Source organism: Serratia grimesii NBRC 13537 (assembly GCF_001590905.1).
GTDB lineage: Bacteria > Pseudomonadota > Gammaproteobacteria > Enterobacterales > Enterobacteriaceae > Serratia > Serratia grimesii.
Genome location: NZ_BCTT01000001.1, coordinates 184,431 through 201,114 on the forward strand (window position 1 = coordinate 184,431; position 16,684 = coordinate 201,114).

Here is a 16,684-nt window from a genome sequence, read left to right on the forward strand (position 1 = left end):
CGGTTAGAACGGTTTGTTTTTCCGTTCGATGCCATAACGCTCAATTTCTTTGTACGGCACGATGATGGATTGGCGCTTACGCACGTCGACGATGGTCATCCTGTCGGTACAGGAATAGCAGGGATCCAGGCTGCCAATGATCAGCGGGGCGTCAGAAACGGTATTGCCGCGCAGCATGTAGCGCAGTGTTGGCCAATTGGCATAGGTTGCGGCACGGCAGCGCCAACGGAACAGTTTCTGGTTGTCGCCGGTCATGCTCCAGTGGATATCATCGCCACGCGGCGCTTCGGCGAAGCCCAGGGCAAAGCGGTGTGGAATGTAGGTGAATCCCTCCACGGCCAGCGGCCCAGTTGGCAAGGTTTGCAGACCAAACTCGATAATGCCAAGCGAGTTGAACACTTCGTGAATACGTACTTTAAGCCGGGAGTAGACGTCACAACCGTCCTCAACGCACAATTCCACCGGCAGTTTGGCGTAGCCGGCAAACGGATGATCGAGACGAGTATCACGTCGGTGGCCGCTGCCACGGATCATCGGCCCCACGTTGCTGTAGTCACGAGCCACTTGAGGATCAAGACGGCCAACGCCTCGGCTACGTTGTTCGGTATTCGGCGTACTGAGCAAGATATCGACCAGATCCACCAGCTCACTGCGCATTTGTGCCGCCAGCCGTAGGGTTTGCAACATGTCGTCTTTTAAAATATCGCGCCGGATGCCACCAATCAGGTTCAAACCGTAGGTTTTACGCGCGCCGGTCAGTATCTCAGCCATCTTCATCGACTGTTCACGCACCCGGAAGAACTGCATAAAACCGGAGTCAAAACCGACGAAATGGCAGGCCAACCCCAAGTTCAGCAGATGGCTGTGCAGGCGTTCCACTTCCAGCAGGATCGAGCGGATCATTTGGGCACGTTCTGGTACCTGAATACCCATCGCGTTCTCTACCGAACTGGTGTACGCCACACTATGCGTAAAACCGCAAATGCCGCACACGCGATCCGACAAGAAGGTCACTTCGTTGTAACCCATGCGGGTTTCGGCCAGTTTCTCCATCCCACGGTGTACGTAGAACAGCCGGTAGTCGGCATCGATGATGTCTTCACCGTCCACGAACAACCGGAAATGCCCCGGTTCATCTGATGTAATATGCAATGGGCCAATAGGCACCACGTTGGCTTTGCTACCGGCCAGGCTCTGGAACGGATAGGTTTCCACGTCGGTGGTTGGTGCGGGGCGTTGACGATAGTCCATGGCGTCTTTACGCAACGGGTAGAGATCGTCCGGCCAGTCGTCCGGCAGCACCAGTCGGCGTTCATCTGGCAAACCCACCGGGCGCAGGCCATACATATCGCGCACTTCGCGTTCACCCCAAACGGCAGCGGGTACCCGTGGCGTCACGGAAGGGAACTCCAGGGTCTGGGCATCAACTTCGGCGCGTACCGTGATCCAGCATTTTGTGCCTTGCTCCATCGACAGCACGTAATACAGCGCGTAATTGCCACACAGCGTGCGTTCGTCGTTACCAAACAGCACCGACAGCCAGCCGCCCTGTTGGTAATACAGCCATTCCACCACTTCCGGCAGCGCGTTGAGTTTGACGGTCACCGTCAGTTGGTCGGCCGTTTGCCATTCCGCCGCCAGCATGGCAGCGGGGAATTGTTGCTGCAATGCCGCCAGATAGTGCTGGCCTTGATGTTCGTTAGTCATTGTTGATTGCCTCAATCATTATTCAGCCGACGACCAGCCAGGAAACCAGCGCCAGAAATGCCAGTCCAAAACCGGTCCAGGTGGTGTAAGCGGTTTTCAAGAAACGCAAACGCGCCACGCTGTTTTCGATAACCGCAATCAGTGCCACTGCACACAGCAGCTTGAACAGCGCCAGTACCAGTCCAACCAATAATTGCGGCGCGTTGAGTTCTGCCGCTTGCCCCCAGGGCAGGAAAACGCCGAGGAACAATTGCAACACCACCAGTTGTTTGAGGCTGATGCCCCATTTCAGAATGCCTAGCTCAGCCCCGGAATATTCCGTCAGCGGGCCTTCCTGTAGCTCTTGTTCCGCTTCAGCCATATCGAACGGCAATTTGCCCATTTCGATGTAGGTGGCGAACGCACAGGCCAAGCCGGCCAACAGCAGCGGTAACCCGGCGTGGTGTGGCAACCCCAATACGCTTTGCACCATCGCGCTTAGTTGGGTGGAACCCGCAACCAATGCCGCTACCCACAAACCGAGTAGTAAAATGGGTTCAACCAAAATGCCCAACACGGCTTCGCGGCTGGCACCGATGGCGGTGAAGGGGCTGCCGGTATCCAATCCTGCGATAGCGAACACAAAGCGCACTACGGCGAACAGATAGATCAGTGTGATCACATCACCGATGGCGGGCAGCGGTGAGGCGGTGGTCAGCATCGGTAGCGCACAGGCGATGGCCAGCAAGGTGCCGGTCAACAAATAAGGCATGGCACGAAAGGCCAGGCCGGAAGCGCCCGGTGCCACGCTTTGACGCTTGAGCAGTTTGGCGATATCTCGGTATTCCTGTAATACGCCAGGCCCGCGTCGGGTGTGGATGCTGGCTCGCAGCACCCGGCTGATCCCGGCAAACAGCGGGGCAACGGCCAGTAACAGCAGGGCCTGTACCAAGCCGAGTAATACATAGGGATAGGTCATCGTTATCTCCTCAGGCAAAAGCCACAACCAACAGCACCGCCAACTCTACGGCGGCCAGACCGCGGCAGAAGGTAACGAATACGTTACGGTGTAACCCATCACTGACTTTCTCAGGCAGCCAGCGTCGCAGTTGATACAGCGGGGCAAACATTACTCGCAACGGCTGAGCAAAGCCGGTAGCGGTGATCACCATTGCGTCTTCATGCCCATAACCGCAGGCCCAGGCACTGCCTTGCACCCGATGAGGCTGGCGACGAGTTTGATAACGCGCCGCGATCAACAAAGGCAGCAGTGGCATCGCCAGCAATAAAATGGCGATCAGCGGAGTAGAAACCAGCGCATCAGTCACAGACAGGTTGTGTTCCGGCAGGGTGCCAATCAAGCGGGCAAACAGCGGGACGATCCAGGGGGCGCCCAGACCGCATAGCAAGCACAGTAATGCAGGCAGTACATGGCTGAGCGTCAGCCACAGGTTGGCCTGAACCGCATTCTTGGCAGCGGCGCTGCGCGGCGCGCCCAAGCAAGCGACACCAAATACCTTGCTGACGCACATCACCGCGAGTGCACCGGTCAAGGCTAAGGTCACTGCCAGCAACGGGCCAAACAGATGCCCGATAAAGCTGGGTGCTGCGCTGAAACGGAAGAGTCCCTGATAGATTAGCCATTCACTGGCGAACCCATTTAAAGGAGGCAGTGCAGCCATCGACACCAGACCAATCAACAGGGCAACCGCGGTCCAGGGCATCAGCCGCGCGAGTCCCCCCATTTTTTCCATGTCTTTCAGGCCGGTTTGTTGCTCAATGGCACCCGCCGCCAGAAGCAGTGCGCTTTTGAACAGGCTATGATTCAACAAGTGGAACAGACCGCCGATCAGGGCGAATGCGGTCAATAGCGGCAGTTGTAGCGCCATGCCGACCATCGCACCACCGATACCCAACAGGATGATGCCAATGTTCTCCAGCGTGTGATAAGCCAGCAAGCGGCGCAGGTCGTGCTCCATCAGCGCATACAGCCCGCCGAAAAACGCGGTCCCAGCGGCTAACAGCAACACCAGTAAGCCCCACCAAAGTGGCGGTGTGCCCAACAGATCCATACCTATTTTCATAATTCCCAGCAGGCCGACTTTCATCAGTGCACTGGAAAACAACATGGCGGCGGAGGCCGGTGAGCTACTGTGAGATTGAGGAACCCAGGCATGTAATGGCATCACCCCGGCAAAGATGCCGAACCCGGTGAGTGCCAACAAAAACACGCCATTACGCAGTGCGTCCGGCAATGGCGTAGCGCGGATCACGCTGAAGGCCAAACTGTGGCTATGGGTATAAATCAGGGCGAAAGCGATAACCAGTAACAAGGTACCCAAGCGCATCAGTAAGAACTGGTTATGCCCGGCACGCAGGCTTTTGGCTCCTGGGGCATGGACTATCAGGAAATAGCCGCACAACGCGGCCAGCTCCAACAGTAACAGCAGCGCCAATGCATTATCAGCCATCACCGCGGCACTTAACGCCGACAGCATCAGGTTGGTCAGACCACCAATTCGCCCGCGAACGCGCGCGTTTAAGCTCAATATGCAGCCTGCGTGATACAGCGCGGTGCAGATACCGCTGAGGGCAATCACCAGCAGTAACAGTGCGTTAGGGCCACTGATTTCCACGGCATAATTCAGCCAGGGTAAGCGGGCGCTATGCAGCGGCGTAAACAGCATAGATAAGGCCGCCAGCAATGTGGCTATAGCACACAACAAGCTGCCGCCACTCAGTAGCTGGCTAACACGTGGCCAGGGAGAGATTAGCCAGCTCAACAGGGCGCAGAGCAAGTACCCCGCCAATGCCAATGTCAGAAGCAACAGTGGATCGGGCGTAATGGTATACATCATTAATTCGGCTCCTTGCGGGATTCAGGGGCGGCAACGAACGGTAACTCGGCACTGAGCGCCTGCATGGCGTTACGTCTTTTTTGCTCGCTTGCATTACGTACGTCATGATCAGTCACCAGACGGATGGCCTGGGTAGGACAGGTACGGATACACGCGGGGCCATCGGCACTGAAGTCGCAGAGATCGCACTTCACCGCCACGGCACGGACACCGGGTACGCAATCCAGGAAGGGGCTGATCGGGCGCGCTGCTTTGGGCGCGGGCAATGCCAGCGGGGTGTTGCAGTCCGCAGGGATCGCCAGCGGAGTACTGCCCCCGAAACCAATGGCGCCGAACGGACAGGCAATGCCGCACAGCTTGCAACTGATGCACAGGCTTTCGTTCAGTACGATGGCGTCATCTTGGTGGCGGATAGCATTGACCGGACATACCTGTGCGCAGGGGGCGTCTTCACACTGGTGGCACATTGCCGGTGCAGAGTCGCGGGCGTTGCGTATTACCTGCAAGCGGGGTAATGCCTGCAATCCATATTGCCGGTGTTCCGCAGAACAACTTGCCATACAGGTATTGCAGCCAATACACAATTTAGGGTCCGCAATAATAAAGCGGTTCATGCACACTCCTTGCTTCGTCATTTATGACGAAATCGTCAGTAAAAAATGACGTTTCGACAGTTTTCTGTCAGTGATTAACGCCGACAGTCAGACGGGTAAGGTTATTTTCTTCAGTGCGTCATAAATGGCATTGCCATCATGAAGAGAGTCAAACAAGCATTGGTAAATAACGGCTATCTTATCCAGATAATGTTCAAATACTGCCTGCGTATCACGGTTGTTTATTTTCCCGTCGACATTGCCGCTTTCATCCAGTGTGGCATGTGCAAAAGGGGCAAAATTTTCCGGTTCGTGTGCCGTCGCCAAATTAATGCGGTAGCAAATATCGCGACTGTAGAACCCCTCGCTTAATTGAATGCTGACAATAAAGTGGTTGAACAAAACAAAGCGCAAGTCGTCTTCCTGCCCATAAGTAAACTGATGATTAATCTTCTTTTTGGTGGTGGTGACTGCTTTGATTAACGTGCTGTGGTAGGTCTGCCACTGTGCCATCAGACGGTTGCTTTTGCTGGCGATATAATCGGCCTGGCTGGTTACTTCACTGATTGTACTCATTGTCCTCACTCAAAATTGATGATCATTGTCGAAATAGCTCCTGGTCAACGAGTTAAAGCATAAAGTGTGCCAAACATTTTAATTCCTCACTTATCCCTTTTATTTCAACCGTTGGCACTAAATTAAATGCGTAGCCAGCCCGTCGGCGATTGATGTAATTACTGTCGATGACATGACGCTCGACAAATATGTCAATTTCGGCTTGGCATCATATTTGCAGTGGTATTAATACAACGCGTTTTATCACCTTTGGCGGAGACCAGATGCACGAAATAACCTTGTGCCAACATGCGATGGAAATAATGCAGCAACAGGCTCGCCAGCATCGTGCCCAGCGTATTACAGCGGTGTGGTTTGAAATTGGCGCATTTTCCTGCGTGGAAGCGGAGTCTTTGCGCTTTTGTTTCGACATGGTGTGTCGTGACACCCTGGCCGAAGGCTGCGAACTGCATCTGGTGGAACAGAAAGCGCAGTGTTGGTGCCATGACTGCCAGAGAGATGTCCAGTTGCTGATACCGCAGGTTTTGGTCTGCCCGCACTGTAGCGGACGAAATCTGCGGGTACAGGCCGACGATGGCTTGCAAATAAAACGCCTGGAAATTGAATAACAGAGGGGAATGAATATGTGCAGTACCTGCGGTTGTGCCCAGGGTGAATTGACGATTGAAGGAGAAGTAAAAGTGCCATTCCGTCCGCAACGGAACAGGCAAGGCGATTTGCATTATGGTTTGGGGCTGGCCGGTACCCATGCGCCAGGTATCAGTCAGCGCCGTATGCTGGACATTGAAACCCGGGTGTTGGATAAAAATGATCGCCTGGCAGAACGCAATCGTCAGTATTTCGCTGAACAACATATTCTGGCGCTGAACCTGGTATCCAGCCCCGGTTCCGGCAAAACAACGCTGTTGACAGAAACGCTGCTGCGGTTGCGTGGTCAGCACCCGTGCGCGGTGGTGGAAGGCGACCAGCAAACCACCAACGATGCTGAACGTATTCGCGCCACGGGCGTGCCGGCGATCCAGGTCAATACCGGTAAAGGCTGTCATCTGGATGCCCAAATGGTGCATGAGGCCGCCCAGCGCCTGGAATTAAAACCCAATAGTCTGTTGTTTATCGAGAACGTCGGCAATTTGGTTTGTCCGGCCAGTTTTGATTTGGGTGAACGCCATAAGGTGGCGGTGCTGTCGGTTACCGAAGGGGAAGACAAGCCACTCAAGTATCCACATATGTTTGCTGCCGCACGGGTGATGCTGCTGAACAAAATCGACCTGCTGCCGTATCTGAACTTCGATTTGGCGGCCTGCATCGACAATGCCCGCCAGGTGAACCCCACCATTGAAGTGATTACCCTTTCAGCGACCAGCGGTGAAGGCATGGATCACTGGCTGACCTGGCTGGAGAAACAGTTATGTGTATAGGCATTCCTGGGCAGATCGTGGCGTTGGATGAAAACCACCGTCAGCATGCCTGGGCTGACGTTTGTGGCGTACAGCGTGAAGTGAATATTGCGTTAGTTCGCAAAGACGATGAACCGAGAGAAGCCATGATCGGCTGTTGGGTGCTGATCCATGTGGGCTTCGCAATGAGCCGCCTCGATCAGCACGAAGCCGAAGAGATGTTGGCGGCACTGCAAGCGATGGGGGAAGTCGAACAGGACGTGGCGCTGTTTTTAACGGGGGAAGGTCAACATGCACTACGTTGACGAATTCCGCGATCCGCACCGGGTAAAAGCCCTGTTGCAGCATATCCGACACCGTGCCGCCCAGTTGCCGTTTACCGCTGAGCGACCGCTACAAATCATGGAGGTGTGCGGGGGGCATACTCATGCCATTTTCCGTTTTGGCCTGGATAAACTGCTGCCGTCGCACATTGAGTTTATTCACGGACCGGGTTGTCCGGTATGTGTGTTGCCGATGGGGCGCATAGACGCCTGCTGCGAGATTGCCGCGCACCCGGAGGTGATATTTTGCACCTTTGGCGATGCGCTGCGGGTACCGGGAAAACAGGGATCTTTGTTGCAGGCCCGTGAGCGCGGTGCCGATGTGCGGGTGGTTTACTCTCCACTGGACGCTCTGACACTGGCACGGCAAAACCCGCAACGGCACGTGGTGTTCTTTGCCCTTGGTTTTGAAACCACCATGCCGGTTACAGCGATCACATTGCAGCAGGCACGGCAGGAAGGGCTGAAGAACTTTAGTGTGTTTTGCCAACACATTAGTCTGATCCCGACGCTGCGCAGTTTGTTGCAACAGCCAGATGTGCGCATCGACGGTTTTCTGGCCCCCGGCCATGTCAGCATGGTGATAGGGACCGAGCCTTACGGTTTTATCAGTCGGCAATACGGTAAGCCTTTGGTGGTGACCGGCTTTGAACCGCTGGATATCTTGCAGGGGGTGATGATGCTGGTTGAACAGTTCATTGGGCAACAGAGTCGGACCGAAAATCAATATCGCCGCGTGGTGCCGGAACAGGGAAACCTGCTGGCTCAGCACGCCATGAGCGAGGTATTTGTGCTGGGAGGCGGCAGCGAATGGCGCGGCCTTGGGACCATTGCCGACTCCGGTATTGCCTTAACACCGGCCTATAGAGACTTTGATGCGGAACGCCGCTTTCGGCCACAACATCGTCAGGTCGCGGACGATCCTCTTGCCCGTTGTGGTGACGTGCTCACGGGACGCTGTAAACCACGTGATTGCCCGTTATTTGGCCGCGGTTGTACGCCGCAAAATGCTTTTGGTGCCCTGATGGTGTCTTCAGAAGGCGCCTGTGCCGCCTGGTACCAATACCGCCGTGAAACAGAGGAAACCCCCGCATGAATAACGTGATTACTATGGCGCACGGCAGTGGCGGTGTGGCGATGCAACAGTTACTGGATACGCTTTTCTTACCTGCCTTTGCCAATCCACTATTGGACCAGCGTGAAGATCAGGCGCGGTTAAATTTGGCAGAGTTAACACAGCAGGGCGATCGACTGGCGTTTACCACCGACAGTTACGTGATTGACCCCATCTTCTTTCCCGGGGGGGATATCGGCAAGCTTGCCGTTTGTGGCACGGCGAACGATCTGGCAGTCAGCGGCGCCTGGCCACGGTATCTTTCTTGCGGTTTTATCCTCGAAGAAGGCTTGCCCTTGGCTGATTTGCAACAGATCGTTGCCTCAATGGCGGCGACTGCCCAACAGGCCGGCATTCGCATCGTGACCGGGGATACGAAGGTGGTACAACGTGGCGCTGCTGACAAAGTGTTTATCAATACTGCCGGTATCGGCGTGATCCCGCCCGATCTTAATTGGGCCGCTCAGCATATTCAGGCCGGTGATGTCATCATTGTCAGCGGCACATTAGGTGACCATGGGGCAACTATCCTCAATTTACGGGAAAGTCTGGGGATGTCGCTGGACGTCATCAGTGATTGCGCCGTATTAACCCCTTTAATTACGCCCTTACGCACTATCAGTGGCGTGCGGGCTTTGCGTGATGCTACCCGCGGTGGTGTGAACGCCATTTTGCATGAGTTTGCTCGTGCAGCACATGTCGGTATCGAAATTGAAGAGAGTCTCTTACCGATAGCGCCAGCGGTGAGGGGAATTTGTGAGTTGCTGGGGCTGGACGCCATCAATTTTGCCAATGAGGGCAAGCTGGTCATCGTCGCCGCACCTGAAGCCGAACATGCGGTTTTGGCCGCATTGCAAGCCCATCCCCTGGGAACCAACGCGGCGGTCATTGGCCGAGTGACGGCAGGGAGACAAGTGAGAATGCAAGGGGCTTACGGCATCAGCCGCTTACTGGATTTGCCACATGCCGAGCCTTTGCCGCGCATTTGTTGATCCTGTCGGGGGAGAACCTTGTCGCCCAGCGTTACACTTTGTGACGTGACTCACTAAAATCATCATCGCGACTCAGGCAAGTGATAAACAATGTCGAATGCTCAATTAGAAAAACAAGAATTACTGGAAATTACCCGCACGCTGCTCAGTCAGCACAACTTCGCCAATTTGCTGATGCAATTGCGTCAGGTGCTGCAACGTCAGCAACTGGCAGACCATGTGACGCTGGTGCTGTTTGATTTGTACAGTGAGCGAGTCAGCTTTCATGGGCTGGATGCGCAGCGGCAGCCGGTTATTTATCAGGATGAAACTCTGCTGTCCAATGGGCCGGTGAGCCGACTGCGACAAAGCCCGTTGCCGCAACGCTGGCAGAGTGATGATCTGCATGCGCGCTACCCACAAATCAGTGCGTTGGCGTTGTATCCACCCTTTAAACAGTATTGCCTGATGCCGCTGCACGCTGGCGGTACCCTGATCGGCGGTTGTGAACTGTTACGCAGTAGCCCGCAACCCTTCAGTGATGCCAGTCTGGTGCAGTTACAGACCCTGATGGAATTGGTTGCGCTGGCGGTGGAACAGATCAGGTTGCGTGAGCAGGCGGAAAACCGCCAACGTCAGTTGCGCCATGAGCGCGACGATTACCGTATTTTGGTCGATGTCACTAACGCGGTGCTGTCGAAGCTTGATCTGGATGATTTGATCGGCGAAATCTCCACGGAAATTCACCGTTTTTTCAAGATCGACGCCATCAGCATGGTGCTATGTGACGATAAAACCGATCAGGTGACCATCTACTCCACCCATTATCTGCAAGATGACGTGGTTGAACGGCAGCAATACAGTGTGCCGTTGGCCGGTACGTTATCGGAACAGGTGATGCAGAGCGGTGAGATGCTGCTGTTAAATCTAAAGCATTCCGATCGCCTGGCGGCTTATGAACGTCAGTTGTTCGATCTGTGGCATGACCAGATTCAAACGCTTTGCGTACTGCCGTTGGTGTTTGGCAAAAAGACCCTGGGCGTACTGAAACTGGCACAATGCCAACCGGACAACTTCAACGCAGCCAATCTGCGTGTGTTGCAACAGATTGCCGAACGTATTGCTATTGCGGTCGACAACGCACTGGCCTATCAGGAGATCAACCGGCTTAAAGAGAGCCTGGTACATGAGAACCTGTATCTGACCGAGCAAATTAACGGTAACAATCCAGATTTCGGCGAGATTGTCGGGCGCAGCGTAGTGATGTCTGCGGTGCTCAAACAGGTTGAAATGGTGGCAAAAAGCGACTGTTCTGTGCTGATTCTGGGGGAGACCGGCACCGGTAAGGAATTGATTGCGCGCGCTATACACAATCTGAGTGAGCGCCGTGACCAGCGTATGGTGAAAATGAACTGTGCAGTGATGCCAACAGGATTGCTGGAAAGTGATCTCTTCGGTCATGAAAAGGGCTCGTTTACCGGAGCGACAAACCAGCGGATGGGGCGCTTTGAACTGGCCGACAAAGGCACCTTGTTTCTGGATGAAGTCGGGGAAATTCCCATTGAGCTGCAACCCAAGTTGCTGCGGGTGTTACAGGAACGTGAGTTTGAGCGAGTCGGGGGTAACAAAGTAATTTCGGTTGATGTGCGTCTGATAGCAGCGACCAACCGCGATTTGCAGCAGATGGTGGCCGATCGTGAATTCCGCAGCGATCTTTTCTACCGGCTTAACGTGTTCCCCATCGTCATTCCTCCTCTTAGGGAACGTCCGGAAGACATTCCACAACTGGTGAAATTCCTGACCTACAAAATCGCAAGGCGGATGAAACGTACCATCGATAGTATCCCGGCGGAAACGTTACGTTTGCTGAGCCAAATGCCATGGCCAGGCAATGTGCGTGAATTGGAGAATGTCATCGAGCGCGCCGTATTACTGACACGCGGTACCGTACTTAACCTGCAACTGCCGGAGATTCAGTATCCTGTACCTTCGATGGCGTTGCCTATCCCCGCGGCGGAACCCATCCAGCCCGGCGAGGACGAGCGCCAGAGGATTATCCGCGTACTGAAGGAAACCAACGGTGTGGTTGCCGGCCCACGTGGCGCGGCACAGCGGCTGGGTCTGAAGCGAACCACATTGCTTTCCCGGATGAAAAAATGGGGGGTTTTGGTCAAGTAAGGGGAGTATAAAAGGCCAGAGCCCGGTGCTATCGGACTCTGGCATCGTTAGAGGCTTGATCTTAACTGTTCAGCTTTGTTTCGTCGTCAATATCAAGCGGCCTTTGCTTGCGGAGTAAATGCAACAGTAAGGACACGCGTCGCTCTGTCCGCTCCGGCGTGTCCGGCGGCAAGTTATAGCGCAAGGTATAACGCTCGTTTTTTTCATTGAAGAATTCGATGACAAGCACGGGGACCGAAGCCCCGACGACTTGTTGATAGTTCAATGAGATAGATGACAGGTCTCTTTTCATGAAAACACTCATTATCCATCAGCTCACGACAACGGTACGACGTGTTGATACCGCAATCCGGCCGATACCAAAACTCAGTGCGGCACCCAATAGCAGTATTAGTAAAGAACTCCATGCCGCACGGGAGACTTGTTTGGCAGCCACGTCCGCAGCTTCGCGAGCTTTCTGCTCAGCCTGAGCTTTTAGCTGTTCGACTTTTTGTACCGCCTGCTGATAAGCCTGGGCGTAATTATCAACGATCTGGGTTGCTTCGGCGTGACTCTTACCGGTACGTGCTGCAACGATGTTCACCAGCGCATCCTTATCCGCGGCGTTCAAAGCAGGTTCACCCGATTGCTTAACGCGTTCGAACCATTGCTTGAGCTCTGTGGCCGCCTGCGTTGGGTCAGTGGTTACATCCGTGGCTGATTGCTTGCCGTCCGTCGCCGCTTGTTCGGTTTTTTGCGTCAGCTTTGACGGGTCTAATTCAGTCTTACCGGTTTGCTTGAGTGTGGTAGTCAACTGATTCTCCAAATCGTCCCAGTCCAGACTAATACCTTTCTTATCAAGCTGCTGTTTGACGCTATCACCAATACCCGGTGCTGCTGCCGCAAGACCGTTACCTGCCAGAGATAGCCCTTTGCCAACGGCATTGCCGGCTAAACCGACAACGCCACTCGCCAACGAAATAACCAACCAGGTAGTCAGTAACGTGGTAACCGCCCAGCTCAACAGGCCGTGCAAGCCGCCGCGGTCCGGAGCCGTACGACCGGCGATAAATGCCCCTGCGGCCAAGGCGATCAGCGTGGAGACAAATAGCCAAATTCCGGTCCCAACACCGAAGCCGCTTAAGGGGTTGCCTTCATGCATCGGGTCCACGGCAGATGCGCCAACGGCGGTACCCAGAACGCTTAATATTAGGTAGGTCACCAGCGCCATGGCACTCCCGGCCAATATTGAGCCCCATGAAACGTGAAACGCAAAGCGATTGGATTCATAGACAGTGGTCATTGTTATTCCTTATATTTACTGGACAAGTGGTTGTATGCGCAGCAGTCAACCGCGCCGACTAAATCAGTCTGCCGCTCTGCACCACCAACCGTCCCGGTTCATTTGCACCGCTAGACCTAGTGCATTCACACCCCGCGAATGAATGACTTACGCACTATGCTGATCGTGAAGTCGCGTAACTTACAGGAGCTCCGATCGCCGCTCGGCGGCCCGAGACCTTTCGCCTTTTGGAGAAAACATGAGCCAGGCCGTTCTTGCCAGCGAAACTAACCGTAGCCAATTACAACAGATCATCTCAGGGCTGACTGAAGGGGTGATCCTGATTGAAATCGACCAGACTATTCTGTGGGCTAATGAAGCCGCTCTGAACATGCATGGATTGAGTCAGCTGAGTGAGCTGGGGGCAAATGCCCGTGAGTATGGCGAGCGTTTTGCTTTGCGCTATCGCAACAATCATCCTTTAACGGCGGATCAATACCCGATTAACCGGGTTGCCAATGGTGAGACATTTAGCGACGTACTGGTGGAGGTGAAACCCAGCACTGAGCTAGATTTCATTTGGGTGCACCGTTTACGCAGCCTGATTATCACCGATCACCAAGGACAGCCTGAGTTACTGGTTTTGATCTTGAGCGATGCGACAGAATGGGCAAGTGCAGAGGCGCGTTTTGAGAAAACCTTCAACGCCAATCCCGCACCCGCAGTCATCTGTAGCCTGAACGATCTGCGTTACATTAAGGTCAACCAAGGGTTCCTCGATATGACCGGCTATAGCCGCGATCAGGTCATGGGCAATTCGGTCTACGCATTGGATGTACTGGAGCAGGCAGAGCATAAAGAACAAGCGGTGCAGCGCCTGATAGACGGGGAAACTATTCCGCAGATGCAGGCTGAACTGAAACTGCCTGCCGGGGGAACTAAACTGGTGATCGTCGCCGGCCAGCCGTTAGACATTAATGAAAAAGATTGCATGCTGTTTACCTTTACCGATCTTGAGCCACGTCGTAAGGCAGAATCAGCGTTGCGCGAGAGTGAAGAGCGCTTTGCCAAGTCCTTTCGTCTGAGCCCAGTTCCTACGCTGGTATGCACCGCCGACAAGCAGCAGGTGTTGGATATCAATGAAGCTTTTATGAAGACTACCGGCTATGCCGCTGATGAGCTGATCGGTAAGTCGGTTGATGACATCAATTTTATCGACGGGCAAGGAGAATGTCAGCGCTTGTTTACCACGTTGGGGAAAACTGGCAACGTCGAAAGTCAGGATTTTAAAATCCGGAAAAAGGGCAATGAGGTGATCGACTGTGTGGTCTCAGCGGATGCGGTGAGTATTCAGGATGCCCCTTGTTACCTGCTCGTGCTGATGGACATTACTGAGCGTAAGCGTTCAGAACTTGAGTTGGTCGTTGCCATCGAGGAAGTGATGCAAGATGCGTCTTGGTTTAGTCAAACTCTGCTCGAGAAACTGGCTAATGTAAAAAGTATCAATAAGCCCAACCTGTCTGCATTTTCCTTCACCGATCTTACCGCCCGCGAACGCGATGTATTGGGGCTAATCTGCGAAGGCCTGCCGGACAAGAAAATCGCCACGCGGCTCAACCTTGCCCCCAATACCGTTCGCAATCATGTGGCTACGGTGTATTCCAAACTTGATGTGCATAGCCGCAGCGAAGCTATCGTCTGGGCCAGAGAGCGGGGGCTGTTTGCCGGCGAGCGACAGCCTAAAAATGGCAAATAGGGTGCAAATGAACTAGTCCTGCCCATGCAAACTGACCTTATGAACCATTGACTGCCAGATTAATATTGGGGAACCCGTACAGGTATCGGCGTGTAAAGACGCCGATGTGAACCTAACCTCAGGAGAGCATAATGAACAGCGATAAGATCAATGGTGTTATGGACAAAGTTGTGGGTAAGGCGCAAGAAGCGGCAGGTGACATGACTGGCGATGAACAGTTACAAGCCGAAGGTACCGCCCGCTACGTTGCTGGGACAGTCCAAGAGAAATATGGTGACGCTCTAAACTGCATCAGCGATGTGGTCAGGAAAAAACCCATCACTACCTTGTCAATCTTTGCCGGTGTGAGTTTATTGGCCGGTCTGTTGTTACGTCGTCGTTAAGATTGATTTAACTGCCATTTATTTCTGATATCGCCCGCATTTTGCGGGCGAACTGTTGCCAAATAGGCTTGTCATTGATAGCCAAATTCACTCATCCTCTATCGTCTACGCAATCATCTTTGTCAGCTATCCTTCCTTGAACAGAACCAAAACCATCTTGGGCTCTGTTTTGCGTCTGACGCATACGTCCTATATATTTATTAATAGGCCCAATGGCCGTTAGGGAATAGTGATTCTTGATCCAACTAGTCACCGATTACTAGGAAGCTATCATGCATAAAAGAACACTGGCGACATTGCACTACGAGAATATGCCTTACGACGGGGTGTACTACCATATCTTAAAACGTGAGGCGCAAGGGCACACGGCGCTGTTGAAACTTGATGCTGGCAGTAAGCAGTCGGCCCGCATGCATCCGGGCTGGGTTAAATTGATGGTCCTGTCCGGTGAGCTCAAAATAGGGGACCAGACTCTTCAGTCTCATGAAATGTTGATGATCCCGGCCAAAACCGCGTATACGGTAGAAGCCATAACGGAAGTTTTCTGTCTGGCGATTTCTGAACTCGATGGGGTTGAACTGGCCCGTTAAGGATTGTACTTATCAGATTGGCCTGGTGGGCGTCATGGCTTATCTGATGGAATTCCCCGTTCAAGCTACGGGGAGTTCTGATTTAGGGCGGTAAACGGCCTAAAACCTAATGAAAGAGATCGGTTTTGCCTGCTGACATCCGCTTGCCATCGTTTTTTGAACCGATATAACCCATCCAATCTATCCTGCCAGTTTCAGAACATCCCAATGTTCGTGCCTCTCACTGCAACGTCTTGAGCCATCAACAGAGAAGGGATATAAAACATTATTGTGACAAAATGACAAATTAGTCACTCATTGTGAATCAAGGCGCACAGAGATAAGCTATACCGATGAATGAGAAAATAAATACACCACAGACGCGGGGCCCCTCGGACCACAGTGTTCGCGATCAGGTCGTGGCAGCCGCTACCGAATATTTCGGACACTACGGTTATGAAAAAACCACAGTGTCTGATCTGGCTAAAGCTATCGGCTTTTCGAAGGCTTATATCTACAAATTCTTTGAATCCAAACAGGCGATTGGCGAGGTCATCTGTTCAAATCGGCTGGCGATGATTATGGCGCTGGTGGACTCAGCAATCACCGACGCACCTACTGCTTCAGAGAAGCTGAGACGCTTGTTTAGGGCCTTGTCAGAGACCGGTAGCGATTTATTCTTCCATGACAGAAAACTCTATGATATCGCCGCCGTCGCTGCACGCGATCAATGGCCGTCTGTGACAGCGCACGAGACGCATCTGTTGCAAATCATCCAACAAATCCTCCGTGAAGGGCGTGAGTCTGGAGAGTTTGAACGCAAGACCCCTTTGGATGAAACCGCCAGTGCGATTTATTTGGTTATGCGTCCCTATATCAACCCCGTACAGCTGCAATATAACCTGGAAACCGCCGGGGAAGCCGCGGTGCTATTGTCGGCCCTGATATTGCGTAGCCTATCGCCTTAATACAGTTGTGACCATTGACTTAATTGGTCACTAGTCGGAGAATGCGGTTCT

Annotated in this window: 17 protein-coding genes; 10 read left to right on the forward strand and 7 right to left on the reverse strand. The window is 53.5% G+C overall.

Features of this window, described 5'->3' with window-relative positions:
• Positions 1 to 3: 3 nt before the first annotated feature.
• The 5 genes from SGR01S_RS00800 to hycA form a co-directional block, all read right to left on the reverse strand.
• Positions 4 to 1,707, reverse strand: coding sequence for a hydrogenase large subunit (locus SGR01S_RS00800; protein WP_061806226.1), 1,704 nt, complete (start codon positions 1,705 to 1,707; stop codon positions 4 to 6).
• Positions 1,708 to 1,729: 22 nt separating this feature from the next.
• On the reverse strand, positions 1,730 to 2,665 hold the full coding sequence (locus SGR01S_RS00805; protein ID WP_061806227.1) for a respiratory chain complex I subunit 1 family protein: 936 nt from the start codon (positions 2,663 to 2,665) through the stop codon (positions 1,730 to 1,732).
• A 10-nt stretch (positions 2,666 to 2,675) separates the two neighbouring features.
• Entirely contained in the window at positions 2,676 to 4,544 is a 1,869-nt protein-coding gene (locus SGR01S_RS00810; protein WP_061806228.1) for a proton-conducting transporter transmembrane domain-containing protein, read from the reverse strand.
• Positions 4,544 to 5,158 (reverse strand): 4Fe-4S dicluster domain-containing protein, encoded by a 615-nt coding sequence (locus SGR01S_RS00815; protein ID WP_061806229.1) that lies wholly within the window; start codon positions 5,156 to 5,158, stop codon positions 4,544 to 4,546. Before SGR01S_RS00815 ends, SGR01S_RS00810 begins: the two co-directional genes overlap by 1 nt.
• Positions 5,159 to 5,245: 87 nt before the next feature.
• Positions 5,246 to 5,713 carry a formate hydrogenlyase regulator HycA gene (gene hycA / locus SGR01S_RS00820; protein WP_061806230.1) on the reverse strand — a complete coding sequence of 156 codons (468 nt, stop codon included), beginning with the start codon at positions 5,711 to 5,713 and terminating at the stop codon, positions 5,246 to 5,248.
• 263 nt (positions 5,714 to 5,976) lie between these two features.
• Between hycA and hypA the strand changes: the two genes are divergently transcribed.
• The 6 genes from hypA to flhA all read left to right on the forward strand — a co-directional run bounded on the left by hypA (position 5,977) and on the right by flhA (position 11,696).
• Entirely contained in the window at positions 5,977 to 6,321 is a 345-nt protein-coding gene (gene hypA, locus SGR01S_RS23525; RefSeq protein ID WP_073963395.1) for a hydrogenase maturation nickel metallochaperone HypA, read from the forward strand.
• Between the two features lie 15 nt (positions 6,322 to 6,336).
• Positions 6,337 to 7,131 (forward strand): hydrogenase nickel incorporation protein HypB, encoded by a 795-nt coding sequence (hypB, locus tag SGR01S_RS00830; protein ID WP_061806232.1) that lies wholly within the window; start codon positions 6,337 to 6,339, stop codon positions 7,129 to 7,131.
• Complete coding sequence (locus tag SGR01S_RS00835) at positions 7,122 to 7,415, forward strand: HypC/HybG/HupF family hydrogenase formation chaperone (protein ID WP_037415245.1); 294 nt, start codon at positions 7,122 to 7,124, stop codon at positions 7,413 to 7,415. Before hypB ends, SGR01S_RS00835 begins: the two co-directional genes overlap by 10 nt.
• Positions 7,402 to 8,529, forward strand: coding sequence for a hydrogenase formation protein HypD (gene hypD, locus SGR01S_RS00840; RefSeq protein ID WP_061806233.1), 1,128 nt, complete (start codon positions 7,402 to 7,404; stop codon positions 8,527 to 8,529). The genes SGR01S_RS00835 and hypD overlap by 14 nt, the downstream gene beginning before the upstream one ends.
• On the forward strand, positions 8,526 to 9,539 hold the full coding sequence (hypE, locus tag SGR01S_RS00845) for a hydrogenase expression/formation protein HypE (protein ID WP_037415250.1): 1,014 nt from the start codon (positions 8,526 to 8,528) through the stop codon (positions 9,537 to 9,539). The genes hypD and hypE overlap by 4 nt, the downstream gene beginning before the upstream one ends.
• 90 nt (positions 9,540 to 9,629) lie before the next feature.
• Positions 9,630 to 11,696, forward strand: a complete 2,067-nt coding sequence (gene flhA / locus SGR01S_RS00850; RefSeq protein ID WP_061806234.1) for a formate hydrogenlyase transcriptional activator FlhA — start codon at positions 9,630 to 9,632, stop codon at positions 11,694 to 11,696.
• Between the two features lie 61 nt (positions 11,697 to 11,757).
• On the opposite strand, the gene SGR01S_RS00855 is transcribed toward flhA, so the two are convergent.
• On the reverse strand, positions 11,758 to 11,988 hold the full coding sequence (locus SGR01S_RS00855; protein WP_037415254.1) for a hypothetical protein: 231 nt from the start codon (positions 11,986 to 11,988) through the stop codon (positions 11,758 to 11,760).
• A gap of 18 nt (positions 11,989 to 12,006) precedes the next feature.
• Positions 12,007 to 12,978, reverse strand: a complete 972-nt coding sequence (locus tag SGR01S_RS00860; RefSeq protein WP_061806235.1) for a hypothetical protein — start codon at positions 12,976 to 12,978, stop codon at positions 12,007 to 12,009.
• A 238-nt stretch (positions 12,979 to 13,216) separates the two neighbouring features.
• Between SGR01S_RS00860 and SGR01S_RS00865 the strand changes: the two genes are divergently transcribed.
• The 4 genes from SGR01S_RS00865 (at position 13,217) to SGR01S_RS00880 (ending at position 16,633) form a co-directional block, all read left to right on the forward strand.
• Positions 13,217 to 14,713, forward strand: coding sequence for a helix-turn-helix transcriptional regulator (locus SGR01S_RS00865; protein WP_061806236.1), 1,497 nt, complete (start codon positions 13,217 to 13,219; stop codon positions 14,711 to 14,713).
• A 131-nt stretch (positions 14,714 to 14,844) separates the two neighbouring features.
• On the forward strand, positions 14,845 to 15,096 hold the full coding sequence (locus SGR01S_RS00870; protein WP_061806237.1) for a CsbD family protein: 252 nt from the start codon (positions 14,845 to 14,847) through the stop codon (positions 15,094 to 15,096).
• Positions 15,097 to 15,368: 272 nt separating this feature from the next.
• Positions 15,369 to 15,686, forward strand: a complete 318-nt coding sequence (locus SGR01S_RS00875; RefSeq protein ID WP_037415267.1) for a cupin domain-containing protein — start codon at positions 15,369 to 15,371, stop codon at positions 15,684 to 15,686.
• A 332-nt stretch (positions 15,687 to 16,018) separates the two neighbouring features.
• Positions 16,019 to 16,633, forward strand: a complete 615-nt coding sequence (locus SGR01S_RS00880) for a TetR/AcrR family transcriptional regulator (protein ID WP_061806238.1) — start codon at positions 16,019 to 16,021, stop codon at positions 16,631 to 16,633.
• Positions 16,634 to 16,684 lie beyond the last annotated feature (51 nt).